Origin of the sequence: Streptococcus sp. SS-4456 (genome assembly GCF_036680365.1) — a bacterium.
In the GTDB taxonomy this organism is placed as follows: Bacteria; Bacillota; Bacilli; order Lactobacillales; family Streptococcaceae; genus Streptococcus.
The window spans coordinates 22493-37292 of sequence record NZ_JAVIHI010000021.1 but is presented as its reverse complement, the minus strand read 5'-3'; the positions used below and the strand labels follow the sequence as shown (position 1 = coordinate 37292).

The 14800-nt window shown below is 45.7% G+C and carries 15 protein-coding genes; 12 read left to right on the top strand and 3 right to left on the bottom strand.

Features of this window, described 5'->3' with window-relative positions:
- The first annotated feature begins 175 nt into the window (after nt 1-175).
- The 7 genes from RFK25_RS07185 to RFK25_RS07155 all read left to right on the top strand — a co-directional run bounded on the left by RFK25_RS07185 (nt 176) and on the right by RFK25_RS07155 (nt 7530).
- Entirely contained in the window at nt 176-1417 is a 1242-nt protein-coding gene (locus tag RFK25_RS07185) for an aminopeptidase (RefSeq protein ID WP_105159152.1), read from the top strand.
- Between the two features lie 58 nt (nt 1418-1475).
- Nucleotides 1476-1709 carry a GlsB/YeaQ/YmgE family stress response membrane protein gene (locus tag RFK25_RS07180; RefSeq protein WP_002938398.1) on the top strand — a complete coding sequence of 78 codons (234 nt, stop codon included), beginning with the start codon at nt 1476-1478 and terminating at the stop codon, nt 1707-1709.
- 380 nt (nt 1710-2089) lie between these two features.
- Nucleotides 2090-3652, top strand: a complete 1563-nt coding sequence (locus tag RFK25_RS07175) for a 2-isopropylmalate synthase (RefSeq protein ID WP_332412602.1) — start codon at nt 2090-2092, stop codon at nt 3650-3652.
- A gap of 8 nt (nt 3653-3660) precedes the next feature.
- Nucleotides 3661-4713 (top strand): 3-isopropylmalate dehydrogenase, encoded by a 1053-nt coding sequence (gene leuB / locus RFK25_RS07170; protein WP_332412600.1) that lies wholly within the window; start codon nt 3661-3663, stop codon nt 4711-4713.
- Nucleotides 4710-6089, top strand: coding sequence for a 3-isopropylmalate dehydratase large subunit (leuC, locus tag RFK25_RS07165; RefSeq protein ID WP_332412598.1), 1380 nt, complete (start codon nt 4710-4712; stop codon nt 6087-6089). The genes leuB and leuC overlap by 4 nt, the downstream gene beginning before the upstream one ends.
- Nucleotides 6089-6682, top strand: a complete 594-nt coding sequence (leuD, locus tag RFK25_RS07160; protein ID WP_015647424.1) for a 3-isopropylmalate dehydratase small subunit — start codon at nt 6089-6091, stop codon at nt 6680-6682. Before leuC ends, leuD begins: the two co-directional genes overlap by 1 nt.
- A gap of 62 nt (nt 6683-6744) precedes the next feature.
- Nucleotides 6745-7530: an L-threonylcarbamoyladenylate synthase gene (locus tag RFK25_RS07155; RefSeq protein WP_332412597.1), complete on the top strand. Its 786-nt coding sequence runs from the start codon at nt 6745-6747 to the stop codon at nt 7528-7530.
- 345 nt (nt 7531-7875) lie between these two features.
- On the opposite strand, the gene RFK25_RS07150 is transcribed toward RFK25_RS07155, so the two are convergent.
- Together RFK25_RS07150 and RFK25_RS07145 are read right to left on the bottom strand one after the other, a co-directional pair.
- Nucleotides 7876-8055, bottom strand: a complete 180-nt coding sequence (locus RFK25_RS07150) for a hypothetical protein (protein ID WP_332412595.1) — start codon at nt 8053-8055, stop codon at nt 7876-7878.
- Nucleotides 8046-8735 carry a helix-turn-helix domain-containing protein gene (locus RFK25_RS07145; RefSeq protein ID WP_332412594.1) on the bottom strand — a complete coding sequence of 230 codons (690 nt, stop codon included), beginning with the start codon at nt 8733-8735 and terminating at the stop codon, nt 8046-8048. Before RFK25_RS07145 ends, RFK25_RS07150 begins: the two co-directional genes overlap by 10 nt.
- Before the next feature lie 194 nt (nt 8736-8929).
- Here RFK25_RS07145 and RFK25_RS07140 point away from each other — a divergent pair, with 194 nt between their 5' ends.
- The 4 genes from RFK25_RS07140 (at nt 8930) to RFK25_RS07125 (ending at nt 12833) form a co-directional block, all read left to right on the top strand.
- Nucleotides 8930-9055, top strand: coding sequence for a hypothetical protein (locus RFK25_RS07140; protein ID WP_332412592.1), 126 nt, complete (start codon nt 8930-8932; stop codon nt 9053-9055).
- 41 nt (nt 9056-9096) lie between these two features.
- A complete protein-coding gene (locus RFK25_RS07135) occupies nt 9097-9429 on the top strand; it encodes a hypothetical protein (protein WP_332412591.1) in 333 nt (110 codons plus the stop codon).
- Between the two features lie 180 nt (nt 9430-9609).
- Nucleotides 9610-10494 (top strand): ABC transporter ATP-binding protein, encoded by an 885-nt coding sequence (locus tag RFK25_RS07130; protein WP_332412589.1) that lies wholly within the window; start codon nt 9610-9612, stop codon nt 10492-10494.
- Nucleotides 10491-12833, top strand: a complete 2343-nt coding sequence (locus RFK25_RS07125) for a hypothetical protein (protein WP_332412588.1) — start codon at nt 10491-10493, stop codon at nt 12831-12833. Before RFK25_RS07130 ends, RFK25_RS07125 begins: the two co-directional genes overlap by 4 nt.
- Nucleotides 12834-12878: 45 nt before the next feature.
- On the opposite strand, the gene def is transcribed toward RFK25_RS07125, so the two are convergent.
- On the bottom strand, nt 12879-13493 hold the full coding sequence (gene def, locus RFK25_RS07120; protein WP_332412587.1) for a peptide deformylase: 615 nt from the start codon (nt 13491-13493) through the stop codon (nt 12879-12881).
- Between the two features lie 129 nt (nt 13494-13622).
- Between def and RFK25_RS07115 the strand changes: the two genes are divergently transcribed.
- Nucleotides 13623-14786: an MFS transporter gene (locus RFK25_RS07115; RefSeq protein ID WP_332412585.1), complete on the top strand. Its 1164-nt coding sequence runs from the start codon at nt 13623-13625 to the stop codon at nt 14784-14786.
- The last annotated feature ends 14 nt before the right edge of the window (nt 14787-14800 follow it).

Here is a 14800-nt window from a genome sequence, read left to right as displayed (position 1 = left end):
TCACAAGTCCTTTTTATTATATTATACTCCTAAATACGAAGAAAAGCCCTTAGAAAATAAATTCTAAGGACTTTGTCTTCAGTCTGAGACTTCCTGCTAAACAGGAAGTTTTTTTGTCAGTCTGGCTTTAAAATATGATACAATAATCTAGTATTACATTTCAAAGGAGAATAAAATGGTACTACCAAATTTTAAAGAAAATCTTGCTAAATACGCTAAACTCTTGGTTTCAACAGGTATCAATGTCCAACCTGGTCACACGGTGCAGTTGACAATTGGTGTGGAACAGGCTGAGTTGGCACGCTTGATTGTCAAAGAAGCCTACGCTCACGGTGCTAAGGAAGTCTTGGTCAACTGGTTGGACGATGTGATTGCTCGCGAGCGTTTGGTCAATGTAGATGTGGAACTCTTGGAACAAGTTCACCCACAACGCATCACTGAAATGAACTACCTCTTGGAGCGTAAGGCTAGCCGTTTGGTTGTCTTGTCAGAAGATCCAGGAGCTTACGATGGTGTGGACCCAGAGAAATTGTCTCGCAACGCACGTGCTCTCAGCCAGGCTTTGAACCCAATGCGGCAAGCATCTCAAGCTAACAAAATCAGCTGGACACTCGGTGCCGCCTCTGGTTTGGAATGGGCCAAAAAAGTCTTCCCAAATGCAGCCTCTGACGAAGAGGCAGTGGATCTTCTTTGGGACCAAATCTTCAAGACTTGCCGTATCTACGAGGAAGATCCAATCAAGGCTTGGGAAGAGCATGAAGCACGCTTGGTAGCTAAGGCTAAGGTCCTCAACGACGAGCAGTTTGTCAAATTGCACTACACAGCTCCTGGAACGGACTTGGTGCTCGGTATGCCGAAAAATCACTTGTGGGAAGCGGCAGGCTCAATCAATGCCCAAGGTGAGCACTTTATTGCCAACATGCCAACAGAAGAGGTCTTCACTGCACCTGACTACCGTGTGGCAGACGGCTATGTAACATCAACCAAACCACTCAGCTACAACGGTAACATCATCGAAGGCATCAAAGTAACCTTCAAAGACGGTGAAATCGTGGATGTAACAGCTGAAAAAGGCGACGAAGTCATGAAGAAATTGGTCTTTGACAACGCTGGAGCGCGTGGCCTCGGTGAAGTTGCCCTTGTGCCAGACAAGAGCCCAATTTCTCAATCAGGCGTGACTTTCTTCAACACCCTCTTTGATGAAAATGCCTCAAACCACTTGGCGATTGGTCAAGCCTATGCCTTCTCTATCGAAGGTGGTACAGAAATGAGCCAAGAAGAGCTCAAAGAAGCTGGTCTTAACCGTTCTGATGTCCATGTGGACTTCATGATTGGCTCTAATAAGATGAACATTGACGGTATCCGTGAAGACGGTACTCGTGTGCCGATCTTCCGTGACGGTGAGTGGGCAATCTAAAAATGATGCTATAAGACTGGGCGACCAGTCTTATTTTGCAAATAAGGAGGAATATAGAATGTTAACAAGCATTATCGCTGGAGCCATTATTGGCTTGATTGCCGGAGCCTTGACCTCGTCAGATGACCGTCGTGGCTGTCTGGGAAATATTATCCTTGGTCTTGCAGGTTCATGGATTGGGCAGTTGCTCTTCGGTGACTGGGGTCCACAGTTTGCTGGCATGGCCTTGGTCCCGTCTGTCTTTGGAGCAGTCTTGCTGGTGGCAATTTTTAGCAGTTCCAGACGGAATTAAACACTCGAACCGTGCTTCAATTGGAGCTCGGTTTTCTATTATCTGGATTTGTGCGAATTGCCGCATTGTTCGGATTTTTCAGAAAATTTCCATTTTTCTGTTGACAAGTGAAAATTAGTAGGGTATCATTGTAAATAATTAAAATACTGAAAGGAAAAAGTCAAATGAAACCTGTCACTACAAAATTCTTTGCTTTGTTGTTGCGACGGTCGGGCTAGTGCTGAAAGAATGCATTAGTCCTGTTTGGCTTACCAAGCGGGCGCTGTTGACAACATCTCGCAGGTAATAGTCCTCGAGGTGTTTTCTTTTTCTTAGTATACTTTGAAAACTAAGAAAGAGAACCTAATATTGACGTTAGGGTTGTTTAGAAAGGTATTCTTATGCGTGTGATTGAATTTTTAGATACGACTTTGCGAGATGGTGAACAGACGCCGGGTGTGAATTTTTCTATCAAGGAAAAAGTGACCATTGCCAAGCAGTTGGAGAAATGGGAGATTTCTGCTATCGAAGCGGGTTTCCCAGCGGCCAGTCCTGATTCGTTTGAAGCGGTTCGTCAGATTGCGGCAGCGATGACCAAGACGGCTGTGACAGGTTTGGCACGGTCAGTAAAATCTGACATTGATGCTTGTTATGAGGCTCTGAAAGATGCTAAGTATCCGCAGATTCATGTTTTCATTGCGACCAGTCCTATCCATCGTGAATTTAAACTGCAAAAGTCCAAAGAAGAAATTTTGGCGCAAATCACTGAACATGTCAGCTATGCCCGTGAGCGATTTGAGGTGGTGGAGTTCTCGCCAGAAGATGCGACACGGACCGAGTTGGATTACTTGCTTCAAGTGGTGCAAACAGCGGTAGATGCGGGTGCGACTTACATCAATATTCCAGATACAGTCGGCTTTACGACTCCTCAGCACTACGGAGAAATTTTCCGTTACTTGACAACAAACGTCAAATCGGACCGTGAGATTATTTTCAGTCCGCATTGCCATAATGACCTAGGTATGGCTGTTGCCAATACCCTTTCAGCTATTAAAAATGGTGCCGGTCGTGTCGAGGGAACTATCAACGGTATTGGGGAGCGAGCAGGAAATGCGGCCCTTGAAGAAGTAGCTGTTGCCCTCGAGATTCGGAAAGATTTCTATGATGTGACTAGTCCGATTGTTCTAAAGGAAACGCTCAATACTTCGGAATTAGTATCTCGTTTTTCTGGGATTGCCATTCCACGCAATAAGGCGGTGGTTGGTGGCAATGCCTTCTCTCATGAGTCAGGTATCCATCAGGATGGTGTCTTGAAAAATCCATTGACCTATGAAATCATTACACCTGAGTTGGTAGGGGTCAAGAAAAATTCTCTGCCACTGGGTAAACTATCTGGCCGCCATGCCTTTGTAGAAAAGCTGAAAGAACTAGATCTGTATTTTGAAGAAAGTGATATTGCTGGTCTCTTTGCTCGTTTCAAAAACCTGGCAGACAAGAAGGAAAAAATTACGGATGCTGATATTCGAGCTCTGGTAGCTGGGACAGAAATTAGCAACCGTGATGGTTTCCAATTTAAAGATTTGCGTTTGGATAGTCAGTCTGACGGAAGTATTCAGGCTCAGGTCATCTTCATCAATCAGGATGAGGAAGAAGTGGTTGTTGTGGAGTCAGGCAAGGGTTCGGTCGAGGCTGTCTTTAATGCTATTGACCAATTCTTCCACCAAGAGATTAGCTTGGAACGCTACCATATTGACGCCATCACCGATGGAATTGATGCCCAGGCTCGTGTGCTTGTCGCTGTAGAAAACAAGGCAACGGAAACAATCTTTAATGCCTCTGGTATTGACTTTGACGTAGTGAAGGCCTCTGCCATTGCCTATATCCATGCCAATGTCATGGTGCAAAAAGAAAATAGTGGACAGATAGATAAGAAACTATCAGAGAAAGACTTGCCACACATCTAGGAGGAAGTATGACGAAAAAAATTGTAGCCTTGGCTGGTGATGGAATCGGTCCTGAAATCATGGAGGCTGGCCTAGCAGTCCTCGAGGCTGTAGCTGGGCAAGTAGGATTTGATTATGAGATTGAGGAGAGAGCTTTTGGTGGCGCTGGGATTGATGCGAGCGGGCACCCTCTGCCAGATGCTACCTTACAAGCCTGCCGTCAGGCGGATGCGATTTTGTTAGCAGCAATCGGTAGCCCTAAATATGATGATGCAGCTATTCGACCAGAACAAGGTCTGCTTCTACTTCGGAAGGAACTGGGTCTCTTTGCCAATATCCGTCCGGTGAAAATTTTTGATAGCCTGAAAGACTATTCTCCTCTGAAGGCCGACCGACTGGACGGTGTGGATTTGGTCATGGTACGGGAGTTGACAGGTGGGATTTATTTTGGAGAGCATATTCTGGAAACAGACCAAGCCAGCGATAGCAATACCTATCAAGCTGAGGAAATCGAACGGGTTGTCCGCTCTGCCTTTGACCTAGCCCAAAAAAGACGAAAAAAAGTCACCAGCATTGATAAACAAAATGTACTGGCGACGTCAAAATTATGGCGTAAGGTAGCGGATGAGGTGGCTAAGGACTACCCAGATGTGACCTTGGAGCACCAGTTGGTGGATAGCGCAGCCATGCTTTTGATTACCAATCCTAGTCGATTTGACGTCTTGGTGACGGAAAATCTTTTCGGAGATATTTTGTCGGATGAGGCCAGCGTATTAACAGGAACGCTGGGGGTTCTGCCTTCTGCTAGTCATGCGATGGCAGGTCCCAGTCTCTACGAACCTATCCATGGTTCGGCACCGGATATTGCCGGTCAGGGCATTGCCAATCCTGTCAGTATGATTCTATCTGTTGCCATGATGCTGGAAGAAAGTTTTGATTTGGTCCAAGCAGGTCAGACCATTCGCCAGGCAGTTGAAGCAGTCTTTGCAGAGCGCATTTTCACCAAGGATCTAGGTGGTAGCGCATCTACCAAAGAAATGACAGCGGCTATTATTGAACAGCTTGAAAGGAGGTCACCATGAGTGGCAAATCTATTTTTGACAAGCTCTGGGACCGCCATGTGATTACAGGGCAGGAAGGTCAGCCCCAGCTCCTCTATGTGGACCAGCACTATATCCATGAGGTGACCAGTCCCCAGGCTTTTGATGGTCTGCGAGAGGCAGGACGTCAGGTCCGTCGGCCAGAATTGACCTTTGGTACATTTGACCATAATGTTCCGACGGTTAATATCTATGATATTCGTGATGTCATTTCCAAGGCTCAGATGGATGCCTTAGCTCGCAATGTGGTGGAATTCGGTATTCCACATGCGCCACATGGGTCTGCCAATCAAGGCATTGTCCATATGGTGGGGCCAGAAACTGGCTTGACCCAACCAGGGAAATTCATCGTCTGTGGAGATAGTCATACGGCAACCCACGGAGCTTTCGGCGCCATTGCCTTTGGGATTGGGACAACAGAAGTAGAGCATGTCTTTGCAACTCAAACCCTGTGGCAGGTCAAACCCAAAAAGCTCTTAGTACGGTTTACTGGTAAGCCGAAAAAGGGGATATACTCCAAGGACTATGTCCTGGCATTGATTGCTAAGTATGGTGTGGCACTGGGGGTTGGCTATGTAGTCGAGTATGTGGGTGAGGCTATTGATGCTCTGACCATGGAAGAACGGATGACGATTTGTAACATGTCTATCGAGTTCGGATCCAAGATGGGGATTATGAACCCAGATCAAACTACTTTTGATTATCTAGCGGACAAGGAAAAACGCCCCAAAGACTTTGAGGCGGCGGTGGCGGATTGGAAAACCCTCGTATCCGACCCGGATGCAGTTTATGACAAGGTCATCGAGATGGATGTGTCGAATTTGGCACCGATGGTAACATGGGGAACCAACCCTTCCATGGGGGTATCTTTTGATGAGACCTTTCCGGAAGTTCGCGATATGAATGATGAACGAGCCTATAAGTACATGAACTTACAGCCTGGACAAAGTCCAAAGGACATCGAAATTGGCTATGTTTTCCTGGGGTCCTGTACCAATGCCCGTCTTTCTGACTTGCAGGTGGCCGCCAAGATTGTTGAAGGCAAACGTGTGGCAGATCATGTGACTGCAATTGTGGTTCCGGGTTCGAGGCCGGTTAAGTCAGCTGCAGAAGCACTAGGCTTAGACAAGATCTTCTTGGAAGCTGGCTTTGAATGGCGGGATCCGGGTTGCTCCATGTGTCTGGGGATGAACCTGGACAAGGTGCCGACAGGTGTCCACTGTGCATCGACTAGCAACCGAAACTTTGAGGATCGACAGGGTGTTGGATCACGAACCCACCTGTGCAGCCCAGCCATGGCAGCAGCGGCAGCTATTGCAGGACGCTTTGTAGATGTTCGTGAATTGGAGGTGGTCTGATGGAAAAGTTTACAATCTACTCTGGGACGACCGTTCCGCTCATGAATGACAACATTGATACCGACCAGATTTTGCCCAAGCAGTTTCTCAAGCTGATTGACAAGAAAGGCTTTGGCAAGTACCTCATGTATGAGTGGCGTTATTTGGATAACAAGTACACTGAGGACCCTGATTTTATCTTTAATACGGCACCATATCGTCAGGCAACAATCTTGATTACAGGGGATAACTTCGGAGCAGGTTCCTCTAGGGAGCACGCCGCTTGGGCACTTGCTGACTATGGCTTCAAGGTCATTATTGCTGGTTCCTTCGGGGATATTCATTACAACAACGACCTCAACAATGGCATCTTGCCAATCGTTCAGCCCCGTGAGGTTCGGGAGAAATTGGCTGCGCTGGCATCAACTGATGAGGTGACTGTCGATCTCTACCAGCAAAAAATTATCTCACCAGTCGGAGAATTTGATTTTGAGATCGATGCAGATTGGAAACACAAATTACTCAACGGTCTAGATGATATTGGGATTACCCTTCAGTATCAGGATTTGATTGAGGAGTATGAGAGGAATCGGCCAAGCTACTGGCAGGAATAAAATAAAGATAAGAAAACAAGCAGGTCGCTCTGCTATGGAACAAAAGAAAAGAGGAAATTATTATGACGAAACAAATTCACTGGGATGGCGCACTTTCACAAGAAGGTTTTGACATTATCAAGGGTGAGGGAGGCGTGATTGTCTGCCCGACGAAGGTTGGTTACATCATCATGACTGCTGACAAGGCTGGCTTGGAGCGGAAGTTTGATGCTAAAGAGCGCAAGCGTAATAAGCCGGGTGTAGTCCTTTGCGGTAGCATGGAGGAGCTTCGCGAGTTGGCTCAGTTGACTCCTGAGATTGATGCTTTCTACCAAAAACATTGGGATGAGGACATTTTGTTGGGTTGTATCCTGCCGTGGAAACCAGAGGCTTATGCTAAGTTGCAAGCCTCTGGCGATGGTCGTGAAGAGTTGATGACCGACGTTCGTGGTACTTCTTGCTTTGTTATCAAGTTTGGTGTAGCTGGTGAGCAGATTGCCAAGGAAATGTGGGAAAAAGAAGGTCGTATGGTCTATGCTTCTTCTGCCAATCCATCAGGTAAGGGAAATCGTGGTAAGGTAGAAGGTATCGGTGAGCGAATTGCTTCTAAGGTGGATTTGATCATCGAGGCGGATGACTATGTGGCTTCTATCCAGCCAGACAAGACTATTGAAACTCGCTATGAGCAAGGGGTTATGGTGTCAATGGTGGACAAAGATGGTAAACTGATTCCAGAACAAGGTGGGGATAGCCGTTCTATCAGCCCATGCCCAGTTGTCATCCGTAAGGGTCTGGACATCGATAAAATCATGATGCACTTGTCAGACCACTTCAACTCTTGGGACTATAGACAAGGGGAATACTACTAAGATATAGTCATTCAGTTTATCTTTTATTACGTCGACGAACGAGGAAACTCCGTTTCCTTATTTCCAACTTCAAATAATTTCATCATTATTTGAAATTTGAACTCGCTTTGCCGTAATCCACAAGCGTTACTTACTATCGTAAGTATGATTTCTAAACTTCCACAGTCACTACTCTGACTGTGGAAGCTGTCTGCAGCTGTTGATGCGAACTTTGTTCGCTTTATCTCCAACCTCCAACTATCTCCCAGATAGTTGGAGCGAGTACTAAAAGTAAACTAAAAGACTATTATTGAGAACGATCCGAAAGGGTCGTTTTTCTGTCCACATAAAAAACTGACCGAGATTTCAGTCAGTTTGGTGCTGTTTGATAAGAAAGTGGAGGTTGTCGACTAGCCTTTTCTCGTCTGTCAGTTCCAAGATTTGAAGTCCTTTATCAATCAAACCCTGCTTGTTTTGGGCTATACCTAGATAGACATAGGCACGGGCTAGTTGGTCATAGCGTTTTTCCTGCTTGGCTAGGTCCATGAGTTTGGTGGCAAAAAAGTAGCCTTGCTGTACTGTCTTTGTTCCAAGAAAAAATAAGAAAGTGATCGATAATGTGACAGTATAGTGGGTTGAATTTTCTTGTAATCCTTGTATTTTTCCAATCGTCTAAGAAGAAGATTGGCAGTTTCTTCAAGGCTATCAAGTGAAGAAATCTTAGACAGAAGAGTGCCGACCAAGATAATATCGTTATGATACCAGTTGTCGTATCCTTCTAGCTCTGACCACAGAAGTTTTGAAAAGCTATCTGCTTCTTCGGAAAGTTGATTGAAAGAGGTACTGTTTCGAACTGCTACTACAGTTTCTAAGAGTTGACATTTTCGACGGATAGGAATATCATCTGGTTCTTTGTTCAAGTGGTCGTGGCAACGCTTTATCAAATCCTCCATGGTCTTAGTTGTCGGATTTCTGAGATTATCTATATCATAGAGCAGTTGTTGGCGTTGGCTGGGCTGATAGTAGTTACAGAGGTATTCAAACTCCTCGAAGGTCATATCCACTTGCTTGAGCAAGAACCGCATGAGCTCGTAGCTAGGAATGGTTTGATTTTTCTCGAAGCGAACCAAGGTCGTGCGATTGAGATAATCTCCGCATATTTGCTCCTGGCTCAAACGTTTGCTTTTCCGAATGCTCTTATACACACTTCCGTAATCCCACCGCATAAGCTACTCCTTTCAAAAACTGTGAAAATATGTAACAAAATAAACAATATTTGTAAAAATAGTATATCATATTGGTAGAAAATATACAGAGATTTCTATAGGGTATAAAGGAGAAAAGGAAAAACGGAAACGATATTCTTGGTAGGAGTTGAGGTATTCAAGAAAAATCCCATCAGAGAGGAGGAAAGGGAAAGATGAAAAAGAAGGTCGCATACTTGACAATCGTTATATTGGTCTTACTTATCTCGATCATTCGCACTTTTGGTCTACCAGAAGAAGATATCTACGAAACCCAACCGGCAACTCATCTGGTGGGGTAACTATGTACTTAAATTGGTAGAAATAGAAAGAAGGGACTATTATGAAAAAACATGTTAAATTACTGATAACTTTATCCTTAGTTAGTGGTTTGCTATCTAATTCAGTGGTTTTTGCAAATGAATTAGTGCCGCCATTGAATGATGGAAGTATAGCGATACAAGCGACATCATCTCGTGTTTTATATATATGGGAAAGTTTTAATAGCGAATCTTTTTCACGGATAATGACGAATGCGAATGGGGATCAAGTGCCGGTAAGATTTAAACGTACAGGAGCTCAAAAAATTTTTAATGGAAGTCCTAGATACCAATATGTGGGCACAATATATGATACAAACTATGGTGTGACATCGTTAACACCAGTAACGGAATGATGGATAAATTTTGTAGCATTTTATTTAGAGGGGTAGAAAATTATTTCTAGTCTTTTCGGGCAATATTATAAAAATGTTGAATTGCGCTAGCGCAGTATTAAGCTGTTTTCCAAATTACTATAGACTATTCTATAGTTTTCTCTGTAATCTCGTTATACCAGTCCCCAAGAAAGGAGTTCTATGCTAAAAGTAGTTGATGTCTGCAAGCGATACGGTGCCCACCAGGTCTTGTCCTATGTGTCCTTTGAGCTACGAGCAGGGGACTTGGTGGCCCTAGTCGGTCCCAATGGTGTGGGGAAATCCACTCTGTTGAATATTATCAGCAACACAGAAACCGCTGACCGTGGGTCGGTAACCATCAATGGTCGTCCTAATAGTGACCGAGCGATTTTTCAGGATATGTCTGTCATGTTGGATGCCCAAGCCCTTTATCCGCAGTTGACGGGTTACGACCATCTGACCTATATCGCTGCCACCCACAAGCTGGGGAAAAAGGAAGTGGATGGGCTGGTGGAAGAATTGGGGATGGGCTACTATGTCAAAAAGCGGGTGGCTGGCTATTCCATGGGGATGAAGCAGAAGTTGCTCTTTGCCATGGCTGTCCTTCCCAAGCCCAAGCTCTTGTTGCTGGATGAACCCCATATCGGCTTGGACCCGACCAATATCATTCAACAGCGGGAATTTCTTCTAAACCTACAAGCAGAAGGGGTTGCCATTTTACTTTCTTCCCACCATTTGTCGGAGATTGAGAAGCTGACTAATCAGGTTTATTTCCTCAAGGCCAGCAAGTTGATTGCCACAGAAGTGGAGTTAACGGCTGATTATGATTACCATCTTGCTGTGGAAAACTCCAAGCAGGTTCAGGAATTTTTACGGGATTATCCTCAACTCTTGTGGAAAAAGGCAGAGCAGGGTCTGGTGGAAATCTTCTTGCCTGAGAGAGATTTACGGGATTGTTTGGATCGTATTCCAATCCAGCAGGTGGCTGGTCTTACAAAAGCCAGCGACTATATGGAGTCCCTCTATCGTGATCTCTACGTGGAGGAAGGTGGTGAGGGGACATGAGGCTGAACTTTGAAATCAAGAAAATCCTCTGGTCGCCTCTTTACGCCCTGCTCTTGCTGGGTTTTCTAGGTCTGGCCTACCTTCCTATTTCTCAGCGCCAAGTCCACCAAGCGACTTATGTGGAAACCTATAAAAAAGAATTGAGTGAATTAGCTAGTGTCTTGGCAGATATAAAAATTGAGGAGGGGTCAGAAGAAACACCGCGGATGCTGGGCTTGAAATCCGATATAGAAAGTGTCGGTCAGGCCTTAGATGAGGGGAAGTTTGAAGCTATCCCCAACTACCGCAAACTCATGTATCAAGACCTGGACTATTTTATCAGTTGCAATCGACAGCTTTTTCAAACTCGGAATTCCTTGACACAAACGGAAGTCGAACGATTGACCAGATGGAATAACTGGTTGTTGGAGTATCAAGTGCCTGATGGTCCTGAAAACAAGGCTTGGTCAACAGGGCGTATTGTTCAAGCCTACTTAGAAAGTTTGTTTGGTTTTCTTCCTGTATTTTTGGTGCTTGGTTTTCTACTTGCCAATCAACTGTCAGAAAAGACACTTGCGCATCAAGTTTGGCAATTGCGGCAATGGGATAGTCTGAGTTTGCAGGGGATCAGGCGTTTGGTTGCTTCCTTGCTTTCGCTTTTGCTGGCTGTGGGAATAGGCTTGCTCTTTATCCTGGTCTATGATGGGCTGACAGGTCAGTTGGCTGTATCTAGTTTTCAAGCTCCTCTTGAGATTTTGGGTCAGAGTCAGTTGATAGGCTCTTGGCTTTACGGGCTTATCTTACTTGGTTTTTGGCTAATCTTACTCCTAGCTATTCGCCTACTTTTTGGATTTTTGGACCACTTGTTAGCCAGTCGGCTGACTTTTGTGGTGTTTGGATTACTGTTGGCTTTGGTTCTTTCCTATCAGGCTGGTGCAGTTGCTGGTTGGTCAGGTCAAGTATTTCCCTTGCTGGCCTTTCCGAGTTTTTTAGACACAGCTACATTTTCACAGGTCTTTTTACAGGTGGATGTCTTTCTCCTGCTGACCATTGGGCTTTTCTTTGCTTATTATGTGCTGACAGAAAAGAAAAGGTTGGTCTTGCTAGTTGGTCATCAAAAGGAGTTAGACACAGGGCGTTTGGACAAGATTTGGTCTTTTGATGTTCTCATCCTTAGTCGGCTCAAGACTTGGAAAGGGCTCGTCTTAGTAAACTTGCTCCTAGCTCTGCTATTTTCCCTAGTAACAGGCCTACAAAAGCAAGAGGTTGCCCAGGAGGAGAGGGTTTCGATGGAGTTGGTTGCCCAGTCCTATGAGCAAGATGGGGCCAATGTGGAGAGTTTGCAGTCGGAAATCAGCCGTCTGAGGCAGTTGGTCAAGGAGGATAGGAGTTATCAGGAAGAGTTGGAGTGGAGAGTGGAGCTTCTGCAGGAATACCATATCTATAAGGACCTCTATGTCAAGCAATGGCAGGTTTATCAGGAAAAACCTCAGGCTCTGCCGGCTAGTCACCTTGCTATGCTGGAGGCAGAGCAGGTCTATCTATGGGCTAGAGAGGAGAAGGCTTTTGCCAATGGTGATATTGGGGCCAGCCAGACAGTGGATAATCTTCGCCGTTACCAGACCCGCAATCAGGTCAGTCAGTATTACTGGAAGCAGCTGATGGAGGCTGGGGTGCCAGCAACTAAGCGGGGCAAGGATGTCATTTTGCCCAGCTTGGAAAATCGTTTTGACACCAATGATGCCTTGGTTCCAGTAGATGATCCCTCTTGGGACCGTTCCAGAGATTTGTCAGGTATCGGCAGCCTGCGCTCTCTTTTTGATGGTCCGACCTATTTGGTGGTGCTCTTGCTGGCGGTTTGGATTGGCAGTCGGGGCAAGGCGGTGGAAGTTGCTGGAAAAAACTGGCGTCTCTATCAGACCCAGCCTGTGGATTTGCGCAAGGTCCTGCTTACCAAGTGGTTGCTGGGACTGGGGCAGGCACTAGGATTTACAGTATTCTTTCTCGTTAGCCTTTTCCTAGTCAATAGTCTGGTCGGAGGAATCGGTTATCTGGAAGATGGACTTATCTTGCTTTCGCATTCGGAGAGGGGGATTTTTCTTGAACTCCTGAGGGGACAAGAACTCTGGGCTTACTTCCTGCCCAATGCTCCTTATCTCTTGTGGATGGTGCTTGGCTTGCTTGTCTTGGAAATTGTTCTAGTCAGCCTCAATCATCTTTTGCAAGTTCGATTTTCAAATCGCCTAGTGGTTTTCATCCTACTAGCTGGTTTGCTGGCTCTGCTGGACTACCTCCTCTTTCAAGACCTGATTTTGGATGGGCAGGAAATTTTTAGGCAGTTAGCTCTGCTATTTTCATGAAAAAAGAAAAAACTGGCTGAAAATTCTTCAGTCAGTTTTTTATGTTTATTCAATTACCAACATGCCTTCTTTAACGGCAAATGGGTGTTCTGGGTCAATGCGGTCGTAGAACATGACACCGTTGAGGTGGTCGATTTCGTGTTGGACCACGATGGCATTAAATCCTTTGAGTTTGATACGGTGTGTTTCTCCATTTTTGTCCATGTAGTCAACAGTTACGCGCGCATGGCGGACAACGTAGCCCTGGACTTCGCGGTCAACGGATAGGCAGCCTTCGCCGCCTTCCATAGCAGCTTCTTGGACAGAATGTGCCACGATTTTAGGGTTGTACATGACCTCTTGGAGGGAGTAGGCTTGGGCAGGTGGATTGCCTTCCTCGTCCTCTGGATTTGGGACTAAGACAGCAATGATGCGTTTGGAAACGTCAATCTGAGGTGCTGCTAGACCAACTCCGCCACGGAGTTTCATTTTTTCAGCCATGACAGGATCCTGCGAATGTTTGAGGAACTGCATCATTTTTTCGCCCAGGATGATTTCTTGATCAGACAGGGGAAATTCAACTTCTTCAGCGACCTGGCGTAGGGTTGGGTGCCCTTCACGGATGATGTCATCCATGTCAATCAAATGGGCAGCTTTTGTCAATCGTTCAATAACAGACATGATTCTCTCCTTTGAATATAGTTAAGATAAGTATAGCATGAAATCTAGGAGAATTAAAGTCTCAGTCACCTATCTATTCTGTCTCGAATTTGCTATACTAGTAAAAGACGAACGTTGAAAGGGAGAAAAATGAAAAGAATTTTAGAAAAAGCCAGTTTGCTGGCCCTATCCACCATGCTGGTTTCGACATTTGCTGTCTCGCCAGCTATTCCACAGATGATTGAGTATTTTGCTCAGGAAGGAATAGCGGCTGGTCAGGTGGAAAACTTAATTACGGTGACGTCATTTGCCATTATGGCAGCACTCTTGATGAATGGCTTGGTTGTCCGTTTCTTGTCTGAACGAAAGATTATCATTGTAGGGCTCTTGTTGATGGCAATCGGTGGAGCTTTACCGGTGTTTCTAACTGCCTATCCTCTGATTTTGCTGGCTCGCATCTTGCTTGGTTTAGGGATTGGTTTGATCAATGCGCGTGCGATTAATATGATTGGTAATTTTTTCACCGGTCAGGAGCGGGTGCAGATGATGGGCTTGCGTGGTTCAGCAGAGGTTTTGGGAAGCGCAGGGCTTACCCTCCTTGTCGGTTGGTTGACCCAGTTTGGTTGGCAACCTGCCTTCTTGGTCTACCTTTTTGCCTTGGTCATCTTGGCTCTCTTCCTTCTCTTTGTGCCCAAGGAGGAATTACTTGCTCGCATGGAGGTAAAGGTTGAGGAGAACGCGCCCAAGGTCAAACTGGACAAGACCATGTGGAAGATGGGAATTTACCTAGCCTTTCTTGCCTTCTTTGTTATCAATGTCAATTCCTTCCTGACCATTCGTATCCCGCAGATTGTTTTAGCTAAGGGCATCGGTACTGCTCAGCAAGCCAGTCTCATTCTCAGTCTTATGCAGGTCATGGGGATTGTGGCAGGGACGGTCTTTAGTAGCCTGGTTGGTCGTTTGAAGGGTTGGCTTTTAGCTGTTTCCTACGTGGTCTTTGGACTCGCGGTTGTCGGCATTGCCTTTGCGGATAATCTCTGGGTGCTGGGACTCGGTGGTATGGTGTCAGGATTTTTCTACAGCATCATTCTAACCATTGTCTTTAGTCAGGTAACAGACCGTGCACCCAAGGCCTTGCTCAATGCGGTCATGACAATCGTCCTTATGGGCTGCAATATCGGCGGTGCGACATCTGCTATCTTGCCGACTTATCTGGAAAAACTCAACCCCACCCCAACAGGTGCCTTTGGTATTTACGCCATCGGCTGTGCCTTGATAAGCGCAGGCTTGATTTATAAACAACTGAAGAAGTAGGAGCGGATTTCCGC

Coding starts and splice junctions, on each gene's coding strand:
- leuC (WP_332412598.1), top strand. CDS start 4,710: ATGAGTGGCAAATCTATTTTTGACAAGCTCTGGGACCGCCATGTGATT.
- RFK25_RS07125 (WP_332412588.1), top strand. CDS start 10,491: ATGAGGCTGAACTTTGAAATCAAGAAAATCCTCTGGTCGCCTCTTTAC.
- RFK25_RS07135 (WP_332412591.1), top strand. CDS start 9,097: ATGAAAAAACATGTTAAATTACTGATAACTTTATCCTTAGTTAGTGGT.
- leuD (WP_015647424.1), top strand. CDS start 6,089: ATGGAAAAGTTTACAATCTACTCTGGGACGACCGTTCCGCTCATGAAT.
- def (WP_332412587.1), bottom strand. CDS start 13,493: ATGTCTGTTATTGAACGATTGACAAAAGCTGCCCATTTGATTGACATG.
- RFK25_RS07180 (WP_002938398.1), top strand. CDS start 1,476: ATGTTAACAAGCATTATCGCTGGAGCCATTATTGGCTTGATTGCCGGA.
- RFK25_RS07140 (WP_332412592.1), top strand. CDS start 8,930: ATGAAAAAGAAGGTCGCATACTTGACAATCGTTATATTGGTCTTACTT.
- leuB (WP_332412600.1), top strand. CDS start 3,661: ATGACGAAAAAAATTGTAGCCTTGGCTGGTGATGGAATCGGTCCTGAA.
- RFK25_RS07185 (WP_105159152.1), top strand. CDS start 176: ATGGTACTACCAAATTTTAAAGAAAATCTTGCTAAATACGCTAAACTC.
- RFK25_RS07130 (WP_332412589.1), top strand. CDS start 9,610: ATGCTAAAAGTAGTTGATGTCTGCAAGCGATACGGTGCCCACCAGGTC.
- RFK25_RS07155 (WP_332412597.1), top strand. CDS start 6,745: ATGACGAAACAAATTCACTGGGATGGCGCACTTTCACAAGAAGGTTTT.
- RFK25_RS07145 (WP_332412594.1), bottom strand. CDS start 8,735: ATGCGGTGGGATTACGGAAGTGTGTATAAGAGCATTCGGAAAAGCAAA.
- RFK25_RS07175 (WP_332412602.1), top strand. CDS start 2,090: ATGCGTGTGATTGAATTTTTAGATACGACTTTGCGAGATGGTGAACAG.
- RFK25_RS07150 (WP_332412595.1), bottom strand. CDS start 8,055: ATGGACCTAGCCAAGCAGGAAAAACGCTATGACCAACTAGCCCGTGCC.
- RFK25_RS07115 (WP_332412585.1), top strand. CDS start 13,623: ATGAAAAGAATTTTAGAAAAAGCCAGTTTGCTGGCCCTATCCACCATG.